This is a genomic window from Bacillus methanolicus PB1 (assembly GCF_000262755.1).
In the GTDB taxonomy this organism is placed as follows: domain Bacteria; phylum Bacillota; class Bacilli; order Bacillales; family Cytobacillaceae; genus Bacillus_Z; species Bacillus_Z methanolicus.
On record NZ_AFEU01000002.1, the window covers coordinates 322,020 to 343,015 of the forward strand.

At 39.2% G+C, this 20,996-nt stretch carries 24 protein-coding genes; 1 reads left to right on the forward strand and 23 read right to left on the reverse strand.

Annotated elements, in window-relative coordinates:
* Positions 1-6: 6 nt before the first annotated feature.
* The 17 genes from PB1_RS06665 to metG all read right to left on the reverse strand — a co-directional run bounded on the left by PB1_RS06665 (position 7) and on the right by metG (position 15,720).
* Positions 7-237 (reverse strand): anti-sigma-F factor Fin, encoded by a 231-nt coding sequence (locus PB1_RS06665; RefSeq protein WP_003351498.1) that lies wholly within the window; start codon positions 235-237, stop codon positions 7-9.
* 105 nt (positions 238-342) lie between these two features.
* Positions 343-903 (reverse strand): aminoacyl-tRNA hydrolase, encoded by a 561-nt coding sequence (pth, locus tag PB1_RS06670; RefSeq protein ID WP_003351499.1) that lies wholly within the window; start codon positions 901-903, stop codon positions 343-345.
* A gap of 122 nt (positions 904-1,025) precedes the next feature.
* Positions 1,026-1,661: a 50S ribosomal protein L25/general stress protein Ctc gene (locus tag PB1_RS06675; RefSeq protein ID WP_003351500.1), complete on the reverse strand. Its 636-nt coding sequence runs from the start codon at positions 1,659-1,661 to the stop codon at positions 1,026-1,028.
* A gap of 322 nt (positions 1,662-1,983) precedes the next feature.
* Positions 1,984-2,940: a ribose-phosphate diphosphokinase gene (locus PB1_RS06680; protein WP_003351502.1), complete on the reverse strand. Its 957-nt coding sequence runs from the start codon at positions 2,938-2,940 to the stop codon at positions 1,984-1,986.
* Between the two features lie 20 nt (positions 2,941-2,960).
* Positions 2,961-4,334 (reverse strand): bifunctional UDP-N-acetylglucosamine diphosphorylase/glucosamine-1-phosphate N-acetyltransferase GlmU, encoded by a 1,374-nt coding sequence (glmU, locus tag PB1_RS06685; protein WP_003351504.1) that lies wholly within the window; start codon positions 4,332-4,334, stop codon positions 2,961-2,963.
* A gap of 242 nt (positions 4,335-4,576) precedes the next feature.
* Positions 4,577-4,867, reverse strand: coding sequence for a septation regulator SpoVG (gene spoVG / locus PB1_RS06690; protein WP_003351505.1), 291 nt, complete (start codon positions 4,865-4,867; stop codon positions 4,577-4,579).
* A 154-nt stretch (positions 4,868-5,021) separates the two neighbouring features.
* Positions 5,022-5,396 carry a 2-iminobutanoate/2-iminopropanoate deaminase gene (gene ridA, locus PB1_RS06695; RefSeq protein WP_003351506.1) on the reverse strand — a complete coding sequence of 125 codons (375 nt, stop codon included), beginning with the start codon at positions 5,394-5,396 and terminating at the stop codon, positions 5,022-5,024.
* A 53-nt stretch (positions 5,397-5,449) separates the two neighbouring features.
* On the reverse strand, positions 5,450-6,283 hold the full coding sequence (gene purR, locus PB1_RS06700) for a pur operon repressor (RefSeq protein WP_003351507.1): 834 nt from the start codon (positions 6,281-6,283) through the stop codon (positions 5,450-5,452).
* A gap of 59 nt (positions 6,284-6,342) precedes the next feature.
* Positions 6,343-7,212, reverse strand: a complete 870-nt coding sequence (gene ispE / locus PB1_RS06705) for a 4-(cytidine 5'-diphospho)-2-C-methyl-D-erythritol kinase (protein ID WP_003351508.1) — start codon at positions 7,210-7,212, stop codon at positions 6,343-6,345.
* Between the two features lie 269 nt (positions 7,213-7,481).
* Positions 7,482-7,658, reverse strand: coding sequence for a small, acid-soluble spore protein, alpha/beta type (locus tag PB1_RS06710; protein WP_003351510.1), 177 nt, complete (start codon positions 7,656-7,658; stop codon positions 7,482-7,484).
* A gap of 169 nt (positions 7,659-7,827) precedes the next feature.
* Positions 7,828-8,091 carry a biofilm formation stimulator Veg gene (veg, locus tag PB1_RS06715; protein WP_003351511.1) on the reverse strand — a complete coding sequence of 88 codons (264 nt, stop codon included), beginning with the start codon at positions 8,089-8,091 and terminating at the stop codon, positions 7,828-7,830.
* Between the two features lie 204 nt (positions 8,092-8,295).
* On the reverse strand, positions 8,296-9,180 hold the full coding sequence (gene yabG / locus PB1_RS06720; RefSeq protein ID WP_034644984.1) for a sporulation peptidase YabG: 885 nt from the start codon (positions 9,178-9,180) through the stop codon (positions 8,296-8,298).
* A gap of 403 nt (positions 9,181-9,583) precedes the next feature.
* Positions 9,584-10,462, reverse strand: a complete 879-nt coding sequence (gene rsmA / locus PB1_RS06725; RefSeq protein ID WP_003351514.1) for a 16S rRNA (adenine(1518)-N(6)/adenine(1519)-N(6))-dimethyltransferase RsmA — start codon at positions 10,460-10,462, stop codon at positions 9,584-9,586.
* Positions 10,455-11,015: a ribonuclease M5 gene (gene rnmV, locus PB1_RS06730; protein ID WP_003351516.1), complete on the reverse strand. Its 561-nt coding sequence runs from the start codon at positions 11,013-11,015 to the stop codon at positions 10,455-10,457. Before rnmV ends, rsmA begins: the two co-directional genes overlap by 8 nt.
* A gap of 351 nt (positions 11,016-11,366) precedes the next feature.
* Positions 11,367-12,548 (reverse strand): G5 and 3D domain-containing protein, encoded by a 1,182-nt coding sequence (locus PB1_RS06735; RefSeq protein WP_003351517.1) that lies wholly within the window; start codon positions 12,546-12,548, stop codon positions 11,367-11,369.
* A gap of 259 nt (positions 12,549-12,807) precedes the next feature.
* Entirely contained in the window at positions 12,808-13,575 is a 768-nt protein-coding gene (locus PB1_RS06740; RefSeq protein WP_003351518.1) for a TatD family hydrolase, read from the reverse strand.
* Between the two features lie 192 nt (positions 13,576-13,767).
* Positions 13,768-15,720, reverse strand: coding sequence for a methionine--tRNA ligase (gene metG / locus PB1_RS06745; RefSeq protein WP_003351519.1), 1,953 nt, complete (start codon positions 15,718-15,720; stop codon positions 13,768-13,770).
* A 642-nt stretch (positions 15,721-16,362) separates the two neighbouring features.
* Between metG and PB1_RS06750 the strand changes: the two genes are divergently transcribed.
* On the forward strand, positions 16,363-16,653 hold the full coding sequence (locus tag PB1_RS06750) for an AbrB/MazE/SpoVT family DNA-binding domain-containing protein (protein WP_003351520.1): 291 nt from the start codon (positions 16,363-16,365) through the stop codon (positions 16,651-16,653).
* A gap of 71 nt (positions 16,654-16,724) precedes the next feature.
* Here the strand turns inward: PB1_RS06750 and rsmI are convergent, their stop codons facing one another.
* From rsmI to holB, 6 genes are all read right to left on the reverse strand, one after another.
* Positions 16,725-17,600 (reverse strand): 16S rRNA (cytidine(1402)-2'-O)-methyltransferase, encoded by an 876-nt coding sequence (rsmI, locus tag PB1_RS06755; protein ID WP_003351521.1) that lies wholly within the window; start codon positions 17,598-17,600, stop codon positions 16,725-16,727.
* Complete coding sequence (locus PB1_RS06760; protein ID WP_003351522.1) at positions 17,572-17,865, reverse strand: GIY-YIG nuclease family protein; 294 nt, start codon at positions 17,863-17,865, stop codon at positions 17,572-17,574. The genes rsmI and PB1_RS06760 overlap by 29 nt, the downstream gene beginning before the upstream one ends.
* Positions 17,852-18,595: a tRNA1(Val) (adenine(37)-N6)-methyltransferase gene (locus PB1_RS06765; protein WP_003351523.1), complete on the reverse strand. Its 744-nt coding sequence runs from the start codon at positions 18,593-18,595 to the stop codon at positions 17,852-17,854. Before PB1_RS06765 ends, PB1_RS06760 begins: the two co-directional genes overlap by 14 nt.
* Before the next feature lie 76 nt (positions 18,596-18,671).
* Positions 18,672-19,049 (reverse strand): DNA replication initiation control protein YabA, encoded by a 378-nt coding sequence (yabA, locus tag PB1_RS06770; RefSeq protein WP_003351524.1) that lies wholly within the window; start codon positions 19,047-19,049, stop codon positions 18,672-18,674.
* Positions 19,050-19,166: 117 nt separating this feature from the next.
* The gene (gene ricT, locus PB1_RS06775) at positions 19,167-19,994 is read right to left on the reverse strand and encodes a competence/sporulation regulator complex protein RicT (protein ID WP_003351525.1); all 828 of its coding nucleotides are present in this window, start codon (positions 19,992-19,994) and stop codon (positions 19,167-19,169) included.
* Positions 19,987-20,994, reverse strand: a complete 1,008-nt coding sequence (holB, locus tag PB1_RS06780) for a DNA polymerase III subunit delta' (RefSeq protein ID WP_034644989.1) — start codon at positions 20,992-20,994, stop codon at positions 19,987-19,989. The genes ricT and holB overlap by 8 nt, the downstream gene beginning before the upstream one ends.
* Positions 20,995-20,996 lie beyond the last annotated feature (2 nt).

Genomic DNA, 20,996 nt, shown 5'->3' on the forward strand with positions numbered 1-20,996 from the left:
AGCGCATTAATGATGCAAGAAATCATATTGGTGATAGTCAGGATTTCTCTCCAAAACTTCTTGGCAATCTTCACAAATAGATTTTATATGAATATTGCCGGAAGAATCATATGATACCATGTCTTGCCGTTCTTCACCTGACAGCTTATGCAAACCAAGTGATTCCGCGTGAACAGACATTTTTTCTAGCTTTCCAATTTCTACACCGCAATGGCGGCAATGGTAATGAATCGCCAAGCCTGTCCCTCCTTATATCATCTTTCAATATTCATATTATTTACGAATTTGGAGGAACTTATTCATTTAGAAATCATTGAATGATTTAGGTCTACAGTTCAAGGTTTATTGATTATATTCATTCATTACCTGGAGAAAAGGTTTTTGCAGCCAAGCTTCACATGCTTCCGCGCATGTCTTTATTACATCATCCATAATTTCCTGTTCATCCTCTCTGAACCTTCCCAAAACATAATCAACGACACTCATTCCAGCCGGCGGCCTGTCAATCCCAACACGAATTCGGTTAAATTCTTGAGAGCCTAAATGGGCAATCGTCGACTTTATTCCATTATGGCCGCCTGCACTCCCTTTTTGCCGGAGCCTGATTTTCCCTACAGGCAAATCAAGATCATCATAAATAACCAGCAAATCTTCAAGAGCAATATCATAATAGTCCATAACGGCGCAAATGGATTCACCCGATAAATTCATGTATGTAAGCGGTTTTAATAAAATCAGCTTTTCTCCGTTCACAAAGCCCATTCCATAATTTCCTTTTAACTTTGCCTGATCTAACGGAATATTTAATAATTCAGACAGCTTATCGATAACCTCAAATCCAATATTATGCCTTGTTTTATCGTATTGTTTTCCCGGATTGCCAAGTCCGACGATTAACCTCATTTTTCTCACCCTTTATTTTTAAAAAACCTTTTATCGCGTATTAAAGTTTATTTCAAGACTCTTTTTGCTATTATAAACCAAAAAAGCCCTTGTTGAAAGAATTGAACAAGGGCTTTTACAATCTATTCTTCACTGGCGGGTGTTTCTCTTCCTTCTTCGTTCTCAGGAATACCGCCATCTTGTTTTTCACCTGAGCTTATTTCTTCCTCTTGCTTAGGAGGTAAAATGGAACAGATGACTTCTTCTTCATCATGGTTTATGCGGTATGGTTTATCCATTTTGATATCAGCGATTGTCAAGGTTTCCCCGACTTGAAGATTTGTTACATCCACTTCAACAGAATTTGGAATATCACCAGGTTTTGCCGTGATGGACAAACTATGCAGCGGCTGTTGCAAGACTCCTCCGTCTTTTACACCTGCTGCTTCACCAACGAGATCAATTCGAACATCCGCGTCTATTTCTGATGACATATCCACTGCACGGAAATCAGCATGGATCAATTCCTTTTTCAAAGGATCTTCCTGATATTCCCCTAGCATGACTTTATGCTGACCACCATTAATATTCAAGGAAATAATTCCGTTTCTCCCTACTTCACGGATTGTTTTTATTAATTCTCCTGCATTCACGTAAATTGGCTTGCTGTCAATGCCAATGCCATATATAACTGCCGGAATATTTCCTTGTTCACGCAACTTTTTCAAATTGGATTTACGAAACTCCGTCCGTTCTTTCGCTTGTAAAACAACACTCATAAGACGTCGCCCTCCTGATTTAAAGTCAAAGTCTATATATAAAAATACCCTAAATCAGAAAAGTCTAAACGTTTGTATTCTCAATTCCTTTTTAAATCAATGAAAACAGGACAGGGGCTGTCTCAAGAGGCTGTCTCAAACCTCCATGGCATATCAGCCACCGTGATAAATGAGTCTTCTAGATAAGACACCGTATAAAAAGCCTAAGGGTCAGACCCCATAACACAATATATAGGACATAATGTTGGATAAATGTGCTATATATTGATAAATGCACATAGGGTCAGACCCTTATGAGACAGCCTTTATACTATTTATTTTATTAGTCAAAAAGTGTGCTGACCGACTGATCTTCATGAACACGGATAATCGCTTCCCCGATCAGTGGAGCAACTGAAAGCTGAACAATTTTATCACTCTTCTTTTCTTCCGGCAGTGCAATAGAATTTGTCACAACCAATTCTTTAATTTTTGAGTTTTCAATGCGCTCAATAGCGGGTCCCGATAAAACAGGATGTGTACAGCAGGCAAATACTTCCGACGCTCCATTATCCACTAAAGCATTAGCCGCTAAAGTAATCGTTCCTGCAGTATCAATAATATCATCTATTAAAATTACCACTTTGCCTTCAATGTGCCCGACGATATTCATAATCTCAGCTACATTTGGCTTTGGACGCCGTTTATCAATAATGGCAATCGGGGCTTTCAAACGCTCTGCCAATCTTCTTGCTCTCGTAACTCCGCCGTGGTCAGGTGAAACGATAACAATATCTCCATCGAAATCTTTATTTTTAAAGTACTCTGCTAAAATTGGCACGCCCATAAGATGATCGATCGGAATATCAAAGAAACCCTGGATTTGCGGTGCATGCAAGTCAAGAGTAATGACACGGCTGGCACCAGCTGTTTCTAGAAGGTTGGCAACCAGTTTCGCAGTGATCGGTTCACGAGCACGTGCTTTGCGGTCCTGGCGGGCATATCCATAATACGGCATCACAATATTAATTGTTTTAGCAGATGCTCGTTTTAAAGCATCAATCATAATTAGTAATTCCATCAAATGTTCATTGACAGGCAAGCTGGTAGATTGAATGACGAAAACATCGCATCCGCGAATACTTTCTTCTATATTAATTTGGATTTCTCCATCACTGAAACGGGTGACTGAACATTTTCCAAGCTCTACACCGATCACTCTAGCGATTTCTTCAGCTAATGCAGTGTTGGAATTCAAGGAGAAAACTTTTAAATTCAGGTCTAGATATTGATTGGGCATGATTGACCTCCATATTTTGCTTATTTCTTAAGCTTTAATTTTTCAACATAATTTTCTTTATTCACTTGGCGGGCACGTGCGACCGACAATGCGTCTGCCGGTACATCTTCCGTGATCGTAGATCCTGCGGCAATATATGCACCCCGGCCAATTGTTACCGGTGCAACAAGATTGGAATTACAGCCTATAAACACGTCGTCTTCGATTTTCGTCAAGTATTTATTTTTCCCGTCGTAGTTTACAGTGATGGATCCGCATCCGATATTAACGCCGCTTCCTACCTCCGCATCTCCTATATAGCTGAGATGTGAAGCTTTGCTGCCTTTTCCGAAGTCAGTTTTCTTAATTTCGACAAAGTTTCCAATTTTCACTTCATCATGTATATTCGAATCCGGACGAATGTGAGCAAATGGTCCGATGTTTACATAAGAACCAATGATGCTGCTATGCGCAACAGATTGACGGATAACGGTGTTCATAGCGATCTGGCAATCTTTGATTTCGCTATTCGGACCGATTTGGCAGCCGGTGCCAATAACGGTTTTTCCGATTATTACAGAACCTGGATAAATAGTGGTATCTTGCCCTATTTCAACGTCAGGGCCAATATACGTGTTTAAAGGATCAATGATCGTAACACCGTTTCGCATATGAAATTCATTAATTCTTTTTCTCATAATCCGCTCTGCTTCTGCTAGTGCAACACGATCATTTACGCCTATCGTTTCTTCAAATTCTTTCGATTGATAAGCACTTACTTTATTGTCTTGATTTTTCAGAATTTCAATCACATCAGGCAGATAGAACTCTCCTTGGACATTATCATTTGAAACGTATTGCAATGCTTCAAATAGTGCAATGTTATCGAAGCAGTATGTTCCAGTATTAATCTCTTTTACCGTACGTTCTTCTTCTGTTGCATCTTTATGCTCAACGATCCTTTCTACAAACCCTTCGGTATTACGGATAATTCTTCCATATCCGGTTGGGTCTTCAGCATTTGCCGTTAAAATCGTTGCTTTTGCATTAGTTTCTTCATGATGTTGAAAAAGCGCTTCCATAGTTTCAGCTTTGATGAGCGGTGTATCCCCGCAAACGACGATGGTCACCCCTTCTTTGCCTGCAAGGATTTCCTTCGCTTGCATAACAGCATGAGCGGTGCCAAGCTGTTCTTCCTGGAGAGCATATTTGCTTTTGTTCCCAAGCTGTTCTTTTACTTTTTCCGCTCCGTGTCCAATAATCGTCACAATTTCATTTATGTTAAGCTTCGAAACTTGATCAACAACATGTTGAACCATTGGTTTGCCGCATACAGGATGAAGTACTTTATAAAGCTTTGATTTCATTCTGGTTCCCTTGCCTGCGGCTAAAATGATGGCATAACGAGTCGACATTAACAGTCCTCCAATTTACCTTTTTATCCATAAAGAATATATCTTAAAAAGACATTCATTTCAAGAAATGATCATTAAGTGCATTTTTTTGTCATTACAGGAAAATGCCCAAAAAAAATAAAATGAAGAAATAGGAAGATGCGGTTTTTCTATGAGAGGATCGGGGAAATAGAAAAGTACAATCAATTATTTATAAAAATAAAAAAGAGCCTATCTGTGAAGTAGGCCCTAGTTGTATATCCTTAGGAAGCTCCGGCTTCTTCAAATTCTACTTCTAATTCACCTAAACGGTGGTACTCAGCCAAAACAGCTTCTTGGATTTTGCCGCGTGTTCCTGAATTAATAGGGTGAGCAATATCGCGAAACTCCCCATCCGGAGTGCGTTTGATCGGCATGGCAACAAATAATCCATTATTTCCATCAATAACACGAATGTCATGGACAACAAATTCATTGTCGAGAGTGATAGATGCAATTGCTCTCATTCGTCCATCCGTGTTAACGCGGCGTAATCTAACGTCAGTTACTTCCATTTTGTTCACCACCTTTACCCTATAGATAAATATCTAGGTTATATATTTCAACATTATTTCCAATTTTCCTTCTTTGAATAGTAAAATTTTTTAGAAAAATTAGAGTAAATCGGTGATATTGTTTGGAAGCAATTGTTTTATAACGCCCATTTGACTATTTTACGAGGGCGATTACTTCTATTTCGACTAAAGCATCTTTAGGCAGACGGGCTACCTCAACGGTTGAGCGCGCCGGTTTATGAACAGAGAAATATTGGCCGTAAACTTCATTTACAGCTGCAAAATCATCCATATTTTTAATAAAAACCGTTGCTTTCACAACCGTATCCAATGAAGCGCCTGCTTCTTCAAGAACAGCCTGTAAATTCTTAAATACTTGATGGGTTTGTGCTTTAATGTCTCCCTCTACCATAACTCCTTCAGCAGTCAGCGGGATTTGCCCTGAGCTGAAAAACAAGTTATTCACAACAATCCCCTGGGAATAAGGGCCGATTGCAGCGGGGGCATTAGTTGTTTGAACCGTTTTCACTTGACTTCCTCCTTTATTTTTTATACATTTTATCACTGCTTGGAAAGTTCTGTCTAACGATTTTTAACATTCATTGAAAAGAAATTGCCTTCGCTCACTTTTATTTTTTTCTCTTTCACATCAACATCAGAAAGGCGGATAAGTGATAAGTATTCATCCACTAAACGCTCTTCAATATTTTCAGATTCAACTAACACAGCTATTCCGGCTACATGGGCGTTAAATTCATCAAGCAGGCTGATCATCCCATTGACCGTTCCGCCGGCCTTCATAAAGTCATCCACGATCAGTACTTTCGATCCTTCTGCCAAGCTTCTTTTTGAAAGAACCATCGTCTGGATTCTTTTTGTCGATCCGGAAACATAATTGATGCTTACCGTCGATCCTTCCGTCACTTTGCTATCTCTTCTGACAATGACAACCGGAACATTTAACTGGCTGGCAACGGCGTAAGCAAGCGGTATTCCTTTCGTCGCAACCGTCATAACGACATCGATTTCAATATCGGAAAAAGCAGAAGCAAACATCCTCCCTACTTTGTTCACAATAGACGGGTCACTGATAATGTCGGTCATATAAAGATATCCACCGGGAAGCAGTCTTTCAGGGCTTCTGAATAAATCGCAAAGATGGGCAATAAACGGCCTCACTTCTTCTTCTTTCACTTTTACAAAAAATTTTACCCCGCCTGCTGCACCGGGCACCGTTTTCAACGTTCCAATTCCCCTTTGTTCAAAAGTTTCCTTAATAATCGCCAAATCTTCACTGATCGACGATTTAGCAGAACTATACCTTTCAGCAAAAAAAGTTAACGGAACTAATCGACGAGGATGCTCCAATAAATAATTCGTCATATCGATCAAACGTTCGCTCCGACGGAATTTCATAAACAGAACCTCCAAAAAATCCGAATATTTTAATGATAATATATCATTAATGTACGGATTTAATCAAGTATATTCCGTTCCCCCAACATTCTTACCGCGTATACTTGATCACAAAATCCTCTTAAACCGTTATAAATCCGGTGGAGCCGTGAATCATGCTGAACGAGGCCAAATACCGTTGGACCGCTGCCGCTCATTAATACGGCGTCTGCACCAAATCTTTTCATTTGTTCTTTTATCAAGACGACTTCCGGATGCATCTTCATTGTTACGTATTCGAGTACGTTTCCTAAATTTTGGCAAATCTTGCTGTAATCTTTCGTTTCAATTGCTTTTATCATTTCTTTCGTGTTTGGGTGGCTGATTCGATTTAAATCAAGCCTGCGATATACATCGGCTGTTGAAACCCCAATAGAAGGCTTTGCCAGAATAACCCAGCATGTAGGAGGAGCAGGAAGTTCCGTTATAATCTCTCCCCTTCCCTTGGCAAGTGCTGTTCCCCCATATACGCAAAAAGAAACATCCGACCCGATTTCTGCACCCATTTCTGCCAGCTCGTCCAGCGAAAGGCCAAGATTCCATAATTTATTCAAACCCTTTAAAGTAGCCGCTGCATCACTGCTGCCGCCTGCTAATCCGGCTGCGACAGGTATTGTTTTTTCAATACGAATCGATGCGCCTTTTGTCACTTGAAACCGTTTCTTTAAAAGCTGGGCAGCCTGATATGCAAGATTGCGCTCGTCATCAGGCACAAAATGATTATGGGAAATGATTTTGATTTGATCCTCATCCAGCAATGAGAGCTCAAGGCGATCAGCCAAATCAATCGTCGTCATAATCATTTCTACTTCATGATAGCCATCCGGTCGTTTATATAACACATCCAATGTTAAATTGATTTTCGCCGGGGCTTTGACTAGAAGCTTCACTACGTCCACCTACTCTTTTACAAAATTCGACGATCTCCATATTTTGTCCTATTTTACCACATAACGCCATCCGCAAAACATCACGTTTGAACGTTCTTCACAAATAAGATATTTTATCATTTCTATCGAAAAGCGCAAGCGACATGAATACACCCCCTGCAAAAACCAAAAAGAAAAGCCGGGCTTTCGCCTCGACTTTTCTGCCGCGGTAAATCCTGAATGTTTTTTAAGAAGCTCTTTCATTGCTGTTGTTGCAGATGTCAAATAAATTATTGTTTTGAAGCCAGCTGTTCTTCAGCTAGTTCAATTGCACGCTTAACCATATTTCCCGCGTCTCTTGCTTTGATTCCGCCCCATCCTTCTTTCTGGACAACATCATAGAATCCTAGCTCCTTCGCAAGTTCTTCTTTAAGTCGCTCTGACATGATTCCTCTTCTTCTGCCCAAAACAAACATCCCCTTTCTTTACACGCGGCATTTATAGTATTGGTTTGCCGTCCTTTTTCATGTAGACCTTTTTTAACCTTTGTATAAATTGGAAACAGAAAAATGCACAAATAAAAAAGAGGCTGACCCTTTTCTTTTGTGTCAGCCCCCGCGCTTTAAAGCGTAATTTTCAGCTTAAAGCGACATTTCTTGATGTATCTTCATAGAAGGTAATTTGAACCGTTTCAGTTAAAACATCTGCATAGCTGTACGATACACGTTCAAATGAATTCTCATCCTGGTCTAGCTCAACTACAAACACAGAAGGATACGTTTCTGCTAAAATTCCGGAACGCTCAATCGTTTTTCTGCGTCCACCGTTCGCCTTGAGCATAAGTCTTTTCCCTAAATTTGAATCAAGAGCTTTTTTGATTTCAGATAATGTTTTTGGCATTCGGGTCCACCTCACTATGTAAAGTATAACACGTTCATATACTTAAGTCAAATAAAAGACTAAATTATAACAGTCATTTGAAATGATTGTCAATAATTTTTCTTTTACTTTTTTCTCTAAATTTCAACATTATTAGGTTGACCTTTTCGACAAGGATTATGTATACTCTGCAAAAAAAGCCGTTTTGCTAAGCGAACGGCTTTCTTATTCTTGATCTTGATATTCAATTTGATATGGCATTCCGGTTCTTAAAACGCCGCGCGTTTCAATACCTCCGAGCCCTTTTTCCCCTGTTAATGTATTTCTTAAAACATCCCACACATTGATCCTTTCCATAAAGGGAGTGAAGCTTATTTTTGCAACGATATATACAGGATCAAGCGCGTGGATATTTACCCGGGATGGTGAGCTTGCAAAGTTTGCACCTGCATGTATGAGCGATTCAAAATGTGATTGGCATGCACCTGCGAAAATAACCAGATGGTCTAAATGGGGTACTTTCTTTCTTGCTTCCCTCACTGTCAAAGCAAAATCCTTGGAATGTCGGTACGCGTTCAGATCCGTTATCTTCCCTTTAGATTTTGAATATGCATCATGACCGGTAATCACCAAAATATCCGGCCTGTAATAGTCAATTAAATGTCCAACCTTGTTTGGCATTTCTTTTTCATTGCAATAAACTCCAAAAACAGGAACTCCCACTTTTTCATATAAGCTTAAACATTTTTTTAAATAAACAGGGTCACCATCCACATGAAGAACCTTCCCGGGAATTTGAAAATATTTAACCGGTTTCGTGTACCCGTCTGTTACATCGTATTCCTGCTTTTCTTTTAATAGCTCCACATCTTGCCGAAAAAGCTTGAACGACTGCTCTTCAAGTGACCGAAATTCCCTTGAAAGTTTCATTCGTTCTGATGGATACACCTTTATTAAATCCTCATACGGTGCATCTGCAATTAGCCGAAAATCTTCTCCATATAAAATAGCATTTTTCTTGCCGCCTTCTTCTCTTATATCAATCACTCTAAACAAAATGTCACAATGATAAGAAACCCTTCCGACAATATCCATGATTTTTATCTTCACTGCCGTCACTCCAACTAAGCCCCCGAAAAAAGGCTTACCTAATCATATACCGTTTCTTTTCACAGGCTATGCAAAAGACAATAAACATGTGATTAGAAAAGCGGAAGCGGCTTGGTTAACACAAAAAAGTCGCAATAAAATCTGAATTTTGGCTCCCTGCAAAAAAACATAAAGAGGCTGTCTCATAAGGGTCCGGCCCCATGTGCATTTATCAATATATAGCACATTTATCCAACATTTGGGGGTGTGACCCTTAGGCTTTTTATACGAAAATGTCCAATAAAAAGCAAAAAAAGCAACGACCTTTGACCCGCTAATTTCATTATAAATTGCAGGTCAAATGTCGAAAACAATTTCATTCATTGTGGTGGCTGATGTGCTATGGAGGTTTGAAACAGCCTCCTTATTGAAAATACAAATAAAGTTCATCGCTTAAACGGCCAAATTCCTCGATTGAAAGAGTTTCTCCTCTTCTTCCAGAATCAATGCCTGCTTGATCCAGTGCAGCAAGTATCGCTTCTTTTTTCTCTTTGCCTTCGGGAAGCTGGCTTGTTAAGTTGTTTAGAAGCGTCTTTCTTCGATGTGCAAAGCTCGCTTTTATAACTTGGAAAAAGAACGCTTCATCACGAACCTTAACTGGTGCAGCTTCTCTCCGAGTTAATCGTATAACCGCAGAATCTACATTAGGCTGGGGTACGAACACTGTTTTAGGGACGACCATGACTGTATCAGGCTCTGTATAATATTGAACGGCTATGGAAAGTGATCCGTAATCTTTTGAACCGGGTTTTGCTTCTAACCGGTCCGCTACTTCCTTTTGAATCATAACAACAATTCCTCTAATTGGCAGATTTTCTTCCAAAAGCTTCATTATTATTGGCGTCGTTACATAATACGGCAAATTGGCGACTACCATCAAATCGTTTATCCCTTGAAACTCCCGGTCAATGATTGTTTTCATATCAGCTTTTAAAATATCCTGATGAATAATTGTTACATTAGAATAAGGCGACATGGTTTCTTCTAAAATCGGAAGCAAGCGTTGATCAATTTCAAATGCCACTACTTTTTTGCAATTGCGGGCAAGCTGCTCTGTTAAAGCACCAATCCCGGGCCCTACTTCAATAGCACCGGTCTCAGCGGTTAATTGTGCGTGGTCGACAATTCGTTTTAAAATATTCGTATCAATTAAAAAATTTTGCCCCAAGCTTTTTTTAAAGGAAAATCCGTATTTTTCAAGTATCATTCTCGTCCTTGCAGGCGTAGCGATATCTTTATTCATTTTGCGCCTCCTGTCTGATTACCGCAACAGCAGCTGCAAAATCCTCACGGGTTATCTGGAACATCATAAGCCTTTTATGCAGCTGTTTTCCATTTGTATAACCGATTTTCAGTATTTTACCTAATTTTTCCCGCCGTTCTTTTGAGCCGTTTCCTCCAATTAATCCGGCGGCAATTAAATCATCAGTTGTGATTACCTCATTGACATCTTCTTTCATGAATTGAGCATGCCGCAGCGCCTCCCGGATCATTTCAGCCGATGCATGTTCAACTCCTACTCCCTTTCCGTTCTTTTGTATCGCGGCTTCTTTCGGCAGAAACGCATGTTTGCACTCAGGTAGATGACGTGCAATTGTTTTTCTTATTTTTTCACCAGGAAAATCAGGGTCTGTAAAAATAATGACGCCTCTTTTCTGATGGGCCAGTTTTATTTTTTCAATCGTTTCCTTGCTCAGAGCAGAACCATTCGTTTCGATCGTATCTGCATCAACAGCTCTTTTAATTGCTGTTGTGTCATCTTTTCCTTCCACAACAATTATTTCTTTAATCTTCATTTGTTCCTCCACTCGAAACCGAAAAGCGACATCTCGACAAACATTGCCTGCCGTGCATGCTTTTGCTATTATCTGCACAAATGTTTGAAAAAAATTTTTTTTGAAAAAAACTTGAAACATTTTTGTAACATGAAACGTCTATTTATATGAAAAAAACATAAAATGAAATGAGTGTATCACTCCACCAATAAGTATAAATAAAATAGGGTAAAATGCAAAATGAGGCTGTCTTAAAGCCTAAGGGTCAGACGACATAACACAATATATAGGACATAATGTGTTGGATAAATGTGCTATATATTGATAAATGCACGTGGGGTCAGACCCTTATGAGACCGCCTCATGAAAAGATTAATTTAATATCTTTATTTTTACCTTTCTATTCCCCCAGCGATATGCTTGTGAATTAGAAGGGAAAAAGACATCGATTTTATAGCCTTTAATCGCCGATCCTGTATCAGCAGCAACGGCATATCCGTAGCCTTCAACATAAACCTTTGTTCCTAGCGGGATCACCTGAGGGTCAACAGCAATAACCTTTACATTAGGGTTTGCTCTTAAATTTATACCGGAAGAGGTTATACCGGAGCAGCCATTGCAACTGGCGGTATAAGCAGTTGAACTTACATAAAACTCCCTTCCGTTTTCAGCACCCCCGCGGGACACTTGTTGATAGGTTGCTTTCGTGCCGACTGCAACGATTTTATCCTGTTTATCCTTTACCTTCTGTTCGCTGATGAGTTTTCTGGAAACCTCTTTTCCATTTTCTAAAACAACTTCATATTTTTTTGTTAATAAACCTTGCTCGCCTTCCTTAATAACTTTTTCGGTTCCTTTTGTTAAGTTACCGTCTTTTTTGGTAACGACTGCAAAGCTTATTGGTTCTTCCACTACATCGGTGACTTTTTCAACTCGAATGACGTTTACAACGGCATTTTCTTTGACTTTCTCATGTAATTTAGGTTCAACACGGTCTAAATCTTTTAGTGCAATCCCTTGCTGTGATAAAAAGTCAGCGACCGTAGTCGAAGTTGACCATACTTGTTGTTTTTTTCCGCCGTTAACCAGCGTTAATGGAAAAGCTTTTTGGATTTCAATTTTCATTTTGTTCTTGATTGCTTCTTCTGTGTTTGGCTGGACAACGTCATGTTCATTTATAATTATTTTTTGTTCTAGCAGAAGATCTTTCACCGTTTCTGCTGTAGTCCAAACGGTTTTTTTTTCTTGACCATGCACGACTTTAACCTGTTTTGCCGGTTTCCATACAATTTTTAAATTGTCTTTCACCTTCGTGCTTTCCGTGGGAAACACATAGTCTTCTGAGCGCAATGTAATATCGAGTTCATTGAATAGATCTTGAATAGTTTCTGCATGTGTTTTTATCACTTTCTCCTGACCATCAAGAGTGATAGCAACGGTCTTCTTCGTTGTCTCAAACAAAAAGATTCCGAAGACGGCAGCAAAAACTAGGAAACTAGCAGAAATAACGGCCAATTTTTTCTTGCTCAAAGACTTGGAAAACAGGTTTTTCATGTTTTGAATCTTGATGTAAAACGCCTCCTTTTCTCGGAGAGATTATATAAACATTATCGTCTCCTGTCAACCTAAGCCCTTTCTGCTCACATTCATTCACCTCCTGCCTAAACATATTTCATATTATGCAAAATTTTACCCAGAAAGGAAAGGGAGACTTCTCGACATGGTTATCCTATGAGTGAAATTATGCATGTAGAACTTTATAGAATAAGAAAAAAGTCGGACAAGCTCCCTCAACTTTCGACAATATTCCTTATCATATTATGCCGAATAATTTTTTTGCATTTTCAGTTGTCGCCTTTGCAATATCTGCGACAGTCAGTCCCTTGATTTCTGCAATTTGTTCGGCAACAAGCTTCACATATGCCGGTTCATTTCGTTTACCGCGAAATGGATGAGGCGTTAAATATGGACAGTCTGTTTCAATTAACAGGCGATCCAAAGGGATGGCCTCAGCCACTTCTTTCGGCATTTTCGCATTTTTAAATGTTACAGGTCCGGCAAGTGAAATATAAAAATTCATCTCCATACATTCCTGGGCAATCTCTACACTGCCGCTGAAGCAATGCATGATTCCCCCGACTTCCCGGGCACCTTCTTCTTTTAAGATCTCCACTATATCAGCCGTTGCTTCCCGATTATGAATGACAATCGGCAGCTTAACTTTTTTAGCGAGGCGGATTTGCTTTCGAAAAACTTCTTTTTGAATTTCTTTAGGGGACTTATCCCAATAATAATCCAATCCCATTTCCCCAAGAGCCACAACTTTTGGATGGGATGCAAGTTCTTCCAGCCAAAGCAAATCTTTCTCCGTCATATCAATCGCGTCAACAGGATGCCAACCGACACAGGCAAAAATAAAATCAAAGTTTTCAGCAAGATCGATTGCTTTTTTGATTGTGGGTCGGTCAAAGCCAACGACGGCTATATTGCTGACTCCGTCTTTTTTCGCTCGATCGATTACTTCTTCTAAGTCATCTTTGAACTGATCTGCGTTTAAATGTGCATGTGTATCAAATAGCATTCGTAAATAGCTCCTTTAGTTATTCCTTTATTACATAAATTCTCATCTTATATAGGTTGTCTGTTAGGTTCCTTTATTTTACCTTTATTCATTTTTCTTAACAAGAAATTGCTTTTTTTTGAAAAAAAACATAGAAATGTTCCGCGGTGATCGACTGTTACACGTGAAACATTTCTATGTTTCAATATAGTACTATTTTACTTTTGCCCCGTTAGGAAGCGACTGGTCTACTGCAGCCAGGGATAAAGCGCCATCTTTGCTTCCTGCTAAAATCATTCCCTCAGAAAGCTCACCGCGCAGTTTAACCGGCTTTAAATTGGTTACACAAATAACTTTGCGTCCAAGAAGATCTTCCGGCTTATAATATTGAGCAATCCCTGATACGACTTGACGTTTTTCATATCCTAAATCAAGTTGGAGCTTGAGAAGCTTATCAGCCTTTTTCACCGGCTCGGCATGAATGATTTCTGCAACGCGCAAATCTATTTTCATAAAATCATCAATTGTAATTTCTTCCGTTTCAGTCTTTTCTTCATTCTTTTTTTCCAAAGCAGGTGATGTCCCTTGCATTTTAGCCTTAATAAAGTCCACTTCTTCCTGGATATCTAAACGTGGGAAAATCGGTTCCCCTTTCACGACCTTCGTTCCAACAGGAATGATCCCGAACTGATCAAGACTGTCCCAAGATGTCAAAGTTTCATCATGAATATTTAACTGTTCAAATATTTTGTGAGGGGAACGCGTTAAAAATGGCTGCAGCAATACAGCAATCCTTCGTAAAGATTCAGCAAGATGTACCATCACATTCGCTAATTGGTCCTTATTACCCTCATCTTTCGCTAATACCCACGGCTGAGTTTCATCAATGTATTTATTCGTTCTGCTGATCAACTGCCAAACAGCTGTTAAGGCAACTGAAAACTCCATTTTTTCCATTGCTTTTTCATATTTCAATACCGTTTCTTTATTCATTTCCAGCAGCTCTTTGTCATACTTGCCTTCCGAGCCGCGGTAAGCCGGGATAACCCCGTCAAAATATCTCTCAATCATAGAAACGGTACGGTTTAAAAGGTTTCCAAGATCATTTGCAAGGTCAAAGTTGATTCGTTCAACAAACCCTTCTGGTGTAAACACCCCGTCCGCTCCAAACGGAACTTCCCGCAATAAATAATAGCGAAGGGCATCTAAACCATAACGGTCAATCAATGTGACAGGGTCAACTACATTTCCTTTCGATTTTGACATTTTCCCGTCTTTCATCAGCAGCCATCCGTGCGCAAAAACTTTCTTTGGAAGCGGCAGATCAAGAGCCATCAGCATAATAGGCCAATAGATCGTATGGAAACGGACAATTTCCTTCCCGACTAGATGGACATCTGCCGGCCAAAATGTTCTATATTTCTCTGCATTATCAGTGCCGTATCCGAGAGCTGTGATGTAGTTCGTCAAGGCATCAATCCAAACATAGATCACATGTTTAGGGTCGCCCGGAACTTTGATGCCCCAATCAAATGTTGTACGGGAAACAGCAAGATCTTCAAGACCCGGTTTAATGAAATTGTTTATCATTTCATTTTTACGCGACTCCGGCTGTATAAAATCAGGATTTTCTTCGTAATACTTTAGCAGACTGTCTACATATTTGCCCATTCTAAAGAAATACGATTCTTCTTTTACTTTTTCTACCGGCCTTCCACAATCAGGGCAATTCCCATCTACAAGCTGATGGTCTGTATAAAAAGATTCACACGGTGTACAATACCAGCCTTCATACTCACCCAGATAAATATCTCCCTGTTCAAGCAGGCGCGCAAAAATTTTCTCGACAACCTTTTTATGTCGATCTTCAGTCGTTCTAATAAAATCATCATAGGAAATATCAAGTTTTTTCCAAAGATCTTGAATGCCGGCAACAATTTCATCGACATATTCTTTAGGGGTAACTCCTTTTTCCTCTGCTTTCTGCTGAATTTTCTGGCCATGCTCATCAGTCCCTGTTAAAAACATAACATCAAAGCCGCGCAAGCGCTTATACCTTGCCATTGCATCGCCGGCAACAGTTGTATAGGCATGGCCGATATGAAGATTTCCGCTTGGATAATAGATTGGTGTTGTCAAATAAAAAGTCTTAGATTTTTTCTCCACAATATTCCCTCCTTAAACACAGTCCAGAAGCGGGCTCGTCTAATTTTTATAAAAAATATTCATATGTAAAAAAGCCCCGCCCAAAGGGCGAGAGCCAATTTCAAAATGTTCTGCCTTTTATTGGGCAATCCATCATTTATCTTTAAAAAGAGTGCGATCATGACTTCTCTATAACGTCATCATAACCTCTTATATCATCAAAATATACCTAAAAATGTGAAAAAGTGCAATAAGAAAAGCGCAAGCGGCTTGGTTTGCCCCTACTTGCAAAATAAAAAATATTAAATTTTTTTAAAAAAGTACAGAAATCAGATGGCATGTTCGAACTATATAAACAGAAAAAGGAAATGCAGGAATTGTGGAATTTTGTCGAATATTGTTCGATTATTTCTTTATTTTTCAGGTCAATGATAAACCTACTAGTTCTCCGACAGCAAAAAACTTAATAAATTACCATATATAAAACAAAGCTAAAACCCTTGTATATCAATAGTTTTACAGTATGTAAAAAATTTCTATGGAAATTAAAAACAAAATTGTTGACGTTTGTGGGAAAGCTGGGTATTATTAAAAATATAAAATTTATGTCGAATAATGACGAAAGAAATAGAAAAAAAGAAACCCTGAGAGGAGAAAAATATCATGAAATCTACTGGTATTGTACGTAAAGTTGATGAGTTAGGCCGTGTGGTTATTCCAATTGAATTAAGACGTACTCTTGGAATAGCTGAAAAAGATGCTCTAGAAATTTATGTTGATGATGAGCGCATTATTCTAAAAAAATATAAACCAAATATGACTTGTCAAGTAACTGGCGAAGTTTCTGATGAAAACGTTTCTTTAGCCGGAGGAAAATTAATTCTTAGCCGTGAAGGTGCAGAATTGCTTCTTCAAGAAATTCAGGAAAATTTTCAATTTACAGAAAGTAAATAATTGAAAGGGCCAGACCCCTCCAATCAATATATAGTCATTGTTGGAGGGAGTCAGACTCTTTTTCATTGTGTTTATTCATTTATATGGTAGGCAGAATATACATCCCGTTTATTTAAGCCTCTGTCTTTTGCAGTTTGCTTAATAGCATCTTTCGAACTCATATTCCTCGCTGTAATGTAAAGCTCGACGTGCTCTTTTATGCTTAATTCTTCCCACCATGCCGAATGTTGTTCAGATGTACAAGATGATCCTTCTACAATCAGGCAAAACTCCCCCCTTATTTCGTCTGAAGAAGCCCATTCTATCATTTCCGTAACGGAACCTCGAATAAATTCTTCATATTTTTTTGTCAGTTCTCGACAAATCACCATACGCCGGTCCCCCATTATTTCCCTCAATAATATAAGAGTGTCTTTAAGCCTGTGAGGAGCTTCATAAAAGATGAGTGTTGCTTTTTGCTCTGCAAGGGCTTCCAGTTCTTTTCTCTTTTCTTTTTTCTGACGGTTCAAAAATCCGTAAAAATAAAAAGGCTGGGTGGAAATACCAGAAGCGATCAATGCAGTTAAAGCTGCATTTGCCCCCGGAAGAGGAACAACCGGCAATTGTTCGTTTATGGCCATTTCGACTAACTCAAAACCGGGATCGGAAATGACCGGCATTCCGGCATCACTTACAAGAGCAACGTTTGCCCCCTCTTTCAGTTTGGAAATTATTTTTTCTCCGCTCGTTAGTTTGTTATGTTCATGATAACTAATAAGCGGGGTTTCAATTTCATAATAATGGCAAAGTTTTTTTGTATTTCTTGTATCCTCCGCTGCAATTAAATCAGCTTCTTTCAGGATTCTAACAGCCCGAAAACTCATATCTTCCAAATTGCCGATCGGGGTAGGAACAAGGTAAAGGATGCCTTTCTTATCTTCATTTTGAAAACTTTTTTGCTGCCACATATAAACCACCCGTTTCTTTCCTCAAGTATTCTTCTTTCTTTTTTCGCGTCCATTGTTTAAATTCGAATTCAGCTTTAAGTGCTTCACTTTTATTTTTAAATTGACGGGAGTGGACCAGTTTGACCGGCCCTCTTCCGCGTGTATATTTGGCAGCCTTTCCTTTATTATGAAGCTCGAGCCTTTTTTCCAGATTATTTGTATATCCTGCGTACAAAGAGCCATCCTTGCATTCCAAAACATAAAAGAAATGATTATTTTTTTCCATACAAAATCTCTCTTATTTCCGGTGTATATTCGTTATATTCATTATAAACATAAAGGGGCGGCAAAATTTTTAAATCCGGGTTCCCTTGTTTAATCGCTTCAACCAAAAGGGTGTTCGCTTCTTTCCCTTGTTTTGGGTAAACAAACTGAATCCGTTTCGGTTCCAATTGGCAGCTTCTCATTAACGTTACAATATCTAGGAGCCTTCCCGGCCGGTGGACAAACGCCACTTTCCCTCCCTGCCTTACCAATTGGCCTGAGACTCGGATCGCATCCTCCAATGTACATAATATTTCATGCCGGGCAATGGCAAGATGTTCATTCAAATTGATTTCTTCATTAGATGGGGTCGGGAAATAAGGAGGATTGCAGGTCACCACATCAAACTTTCCATAGCCCAACTGTTTTGGCATGTCTTTAATATCCCCATGGATCATATGAATCCGATGTTCCAACTTATTATATTCAATGCTTCGGACAGCCATATCATACAGCCGCTCCTGGATTTCAACTCCAGTGATTGTCCCTTTCGTTCTTTTGCTTAAAAAAAGAGGAATCACTCCATTTCCGCTGCATAAATCAATCAAGTTCCCCTTCTGAATCGGTACATAGACAAACTTTGAAAGCAATACGGCATCTAAAGAAAAAGCGAATACAGACGGACTCTGGATGATCCGCAAATCTTCTGCTAATAAATAGTCCAGACGTTCATCTTCTTTTAAATTGACCATCCTTGTTTTTTCCACCTTTTAATGATGAATTTTTCTTATGAAAAATAGCCTTCCCAATTCCGTGGAAGGCTGTCCATTATTTCTTATTTAAAAAAGATAAGCAAAATAAGCAATCTCCTTCTTTACGCGGGCTTCCGAAATGCACATTGCAAATATGGAAGCCTTCCTGATAAAGCCGGGCCAGGTTATCATAGCCTTCGCCAATATCAAACGGGTTTTTATCAACGGGGCCCGTTTCATCTGCGGACATTTTATCTTTCCCTGGTTTTTGCTGCTTTTGATTTTCCGTAGTTATTTCCAGACGGCGTCTTAGATGCTCATTTTCCAACTTGAGTGAGTTATTCTCTTCCAAAATTTCTGCTACATGCTGTTTTAGCTCACCAAGTTGCTTATATAAATGGCCAATTTGGGCTTCCATATTACTCACTGAGTCAAAAATTTCTTTTTTATCCACTCGTTCCACCTCATTGTCCGGCTGCGGATTCAGCTTCTCGAGGATAAGCCGTTTTCTTGAAGTGCTTCCATACCAGCTGCTTTTAGATACATTCTTATGCTTGTAAAATATAACCCTTTAGTCTGTGGATTGAAACGAAACCGCACCTTCTTTTAATACTTCATCGAGAGTGTATTCAAGTACGCGGTCCTGTCCCATTAATTCCACTTGAAGAACGCGCTCCAATATATTTAATCCAACAACTTTTCCGGATCCATGTGGTGTATCTATTATTTCTCCTAAATCAGGAAGCTGTTCTTTTGCAGTTTCATATTCATCATTTTCATATTTTAAACAGCACATGAGCCTGCCGCATAAGCCGGAAATTTTGGTAGGATTTAAAGAAAGGTTTTGATCTTTTGCCATTTTGATTGATACAGGATCAAAATCACCTAAAAATGTCGAGCAGCACAGCATTCTTCCGCAAGGGCCTATACCACCCAGCATTTTTGCTTCATCTCTAACACCTATTTGACGCAATTCAATTCTTGTGCGAAAGATCGAAGCCAAGTCTTTAACGAGCTCCCGGAAATCAACTCTCCCGTCAGCGGTAAAGTAAAAAATAACTTTATTCCGATCAAATGTGTATTCTACATCAACTAACTTCATATCAAGCTGATGCTCATTTACTTTTTCACAGCAAATTTCATAGGCTTCTTTCGCAGCAGTTTTATTTTCCTCAACCTTTAGCCGATCCTTTTGATCTGCAATTCGAAGGACTTTTTTCAAAGGAAGGACAACATCATGTTCATCTACCTGTTTTCGGGCAATGACCACTTTTCCGTATTCCACGCCCCTGACAGTTTCAACAATCACAAAATCGCCCTTCTGAATTGAGAGATCTCCGGGATCAAAATAATAAATTTTTCCCGCTTTCTTAAAGCGTACGCCTACAACATCATACAAATGAAGATCCCTCCTTTAGTTGAAGCACTAGCTGTTCCATTAACAGCTGCGGGTTCATATTGGCTTGCAGCTTTCTTTTTGCTTCCAAAATGGCTGTCATCTGCTCGGTAAGACGACGTCCGGATGTCTCAAGAGCAAACTGTTCTATACGGGCCTTTTCGTTTAAATAAACAATTTTCTCATACATCCCAAGCTGTATATATAGTAAATCTTTAAAAATAAGAAGTAATAAGTCTAAACCACGATCAAGTTGTTCTTTCTCCTTGAAGTGCTGAAACCATTGCTCTTGAAGATGAACCATTGCTTCAAGCGGATTTTTCTTCAGCACTTCATATAATTTTAACACTATTTTTTGAGCTTGTGCAAACCAATCGTCATGACTTAATTCCAATGCTTCTTCTAAATTATTAGTAAGTTGGGCCAGCATCGGGGCTATGCTAGGGTTTACTCCATTCGCTGTAAGCTGGGATATCATTATCTGTGGCGGCAAAGGTTTGAAAGAAATCGTCTGGCATCTGGACAGTATGGTTGGAAGAATTTGGTGTATTTGTTCTGTTATTAAGATAGCTGTTGTCTCAGAGCTAGGCTCTTCAAGAAACTTTAATAGACTGTTAGCTGCGTTAACCGTCATCCGGTCTGCATGAACAATCATATATATTTTTTTCTTCGATTCAACCCCTGTTTTTGAAAATTCCTCCTGAAGGGCTTGAATCTGGCTTTTTTTGATCGATAGCCCGTCCGGTTCCAAAATATGAACATCCGGATGGTTGCCATTGTTAATCCTTTTACAATTCATACAAATTTCGCACGGGATAAATCCTTCTAAAGGATTCTGACAAAACAAACTTTTTGCCAAAAGCAGCCCAACTTCTTTTTTTCCTGTCCCTCGCATTCCTTCAAACATGTAAGCATGAGCCAGACGGTCTTTCATCAGGCTGTTTTTTAACATTTTTAGAACCGACGGCTGCATTTCCTCCAATTGTGTCCATGTCTTTGCCAATC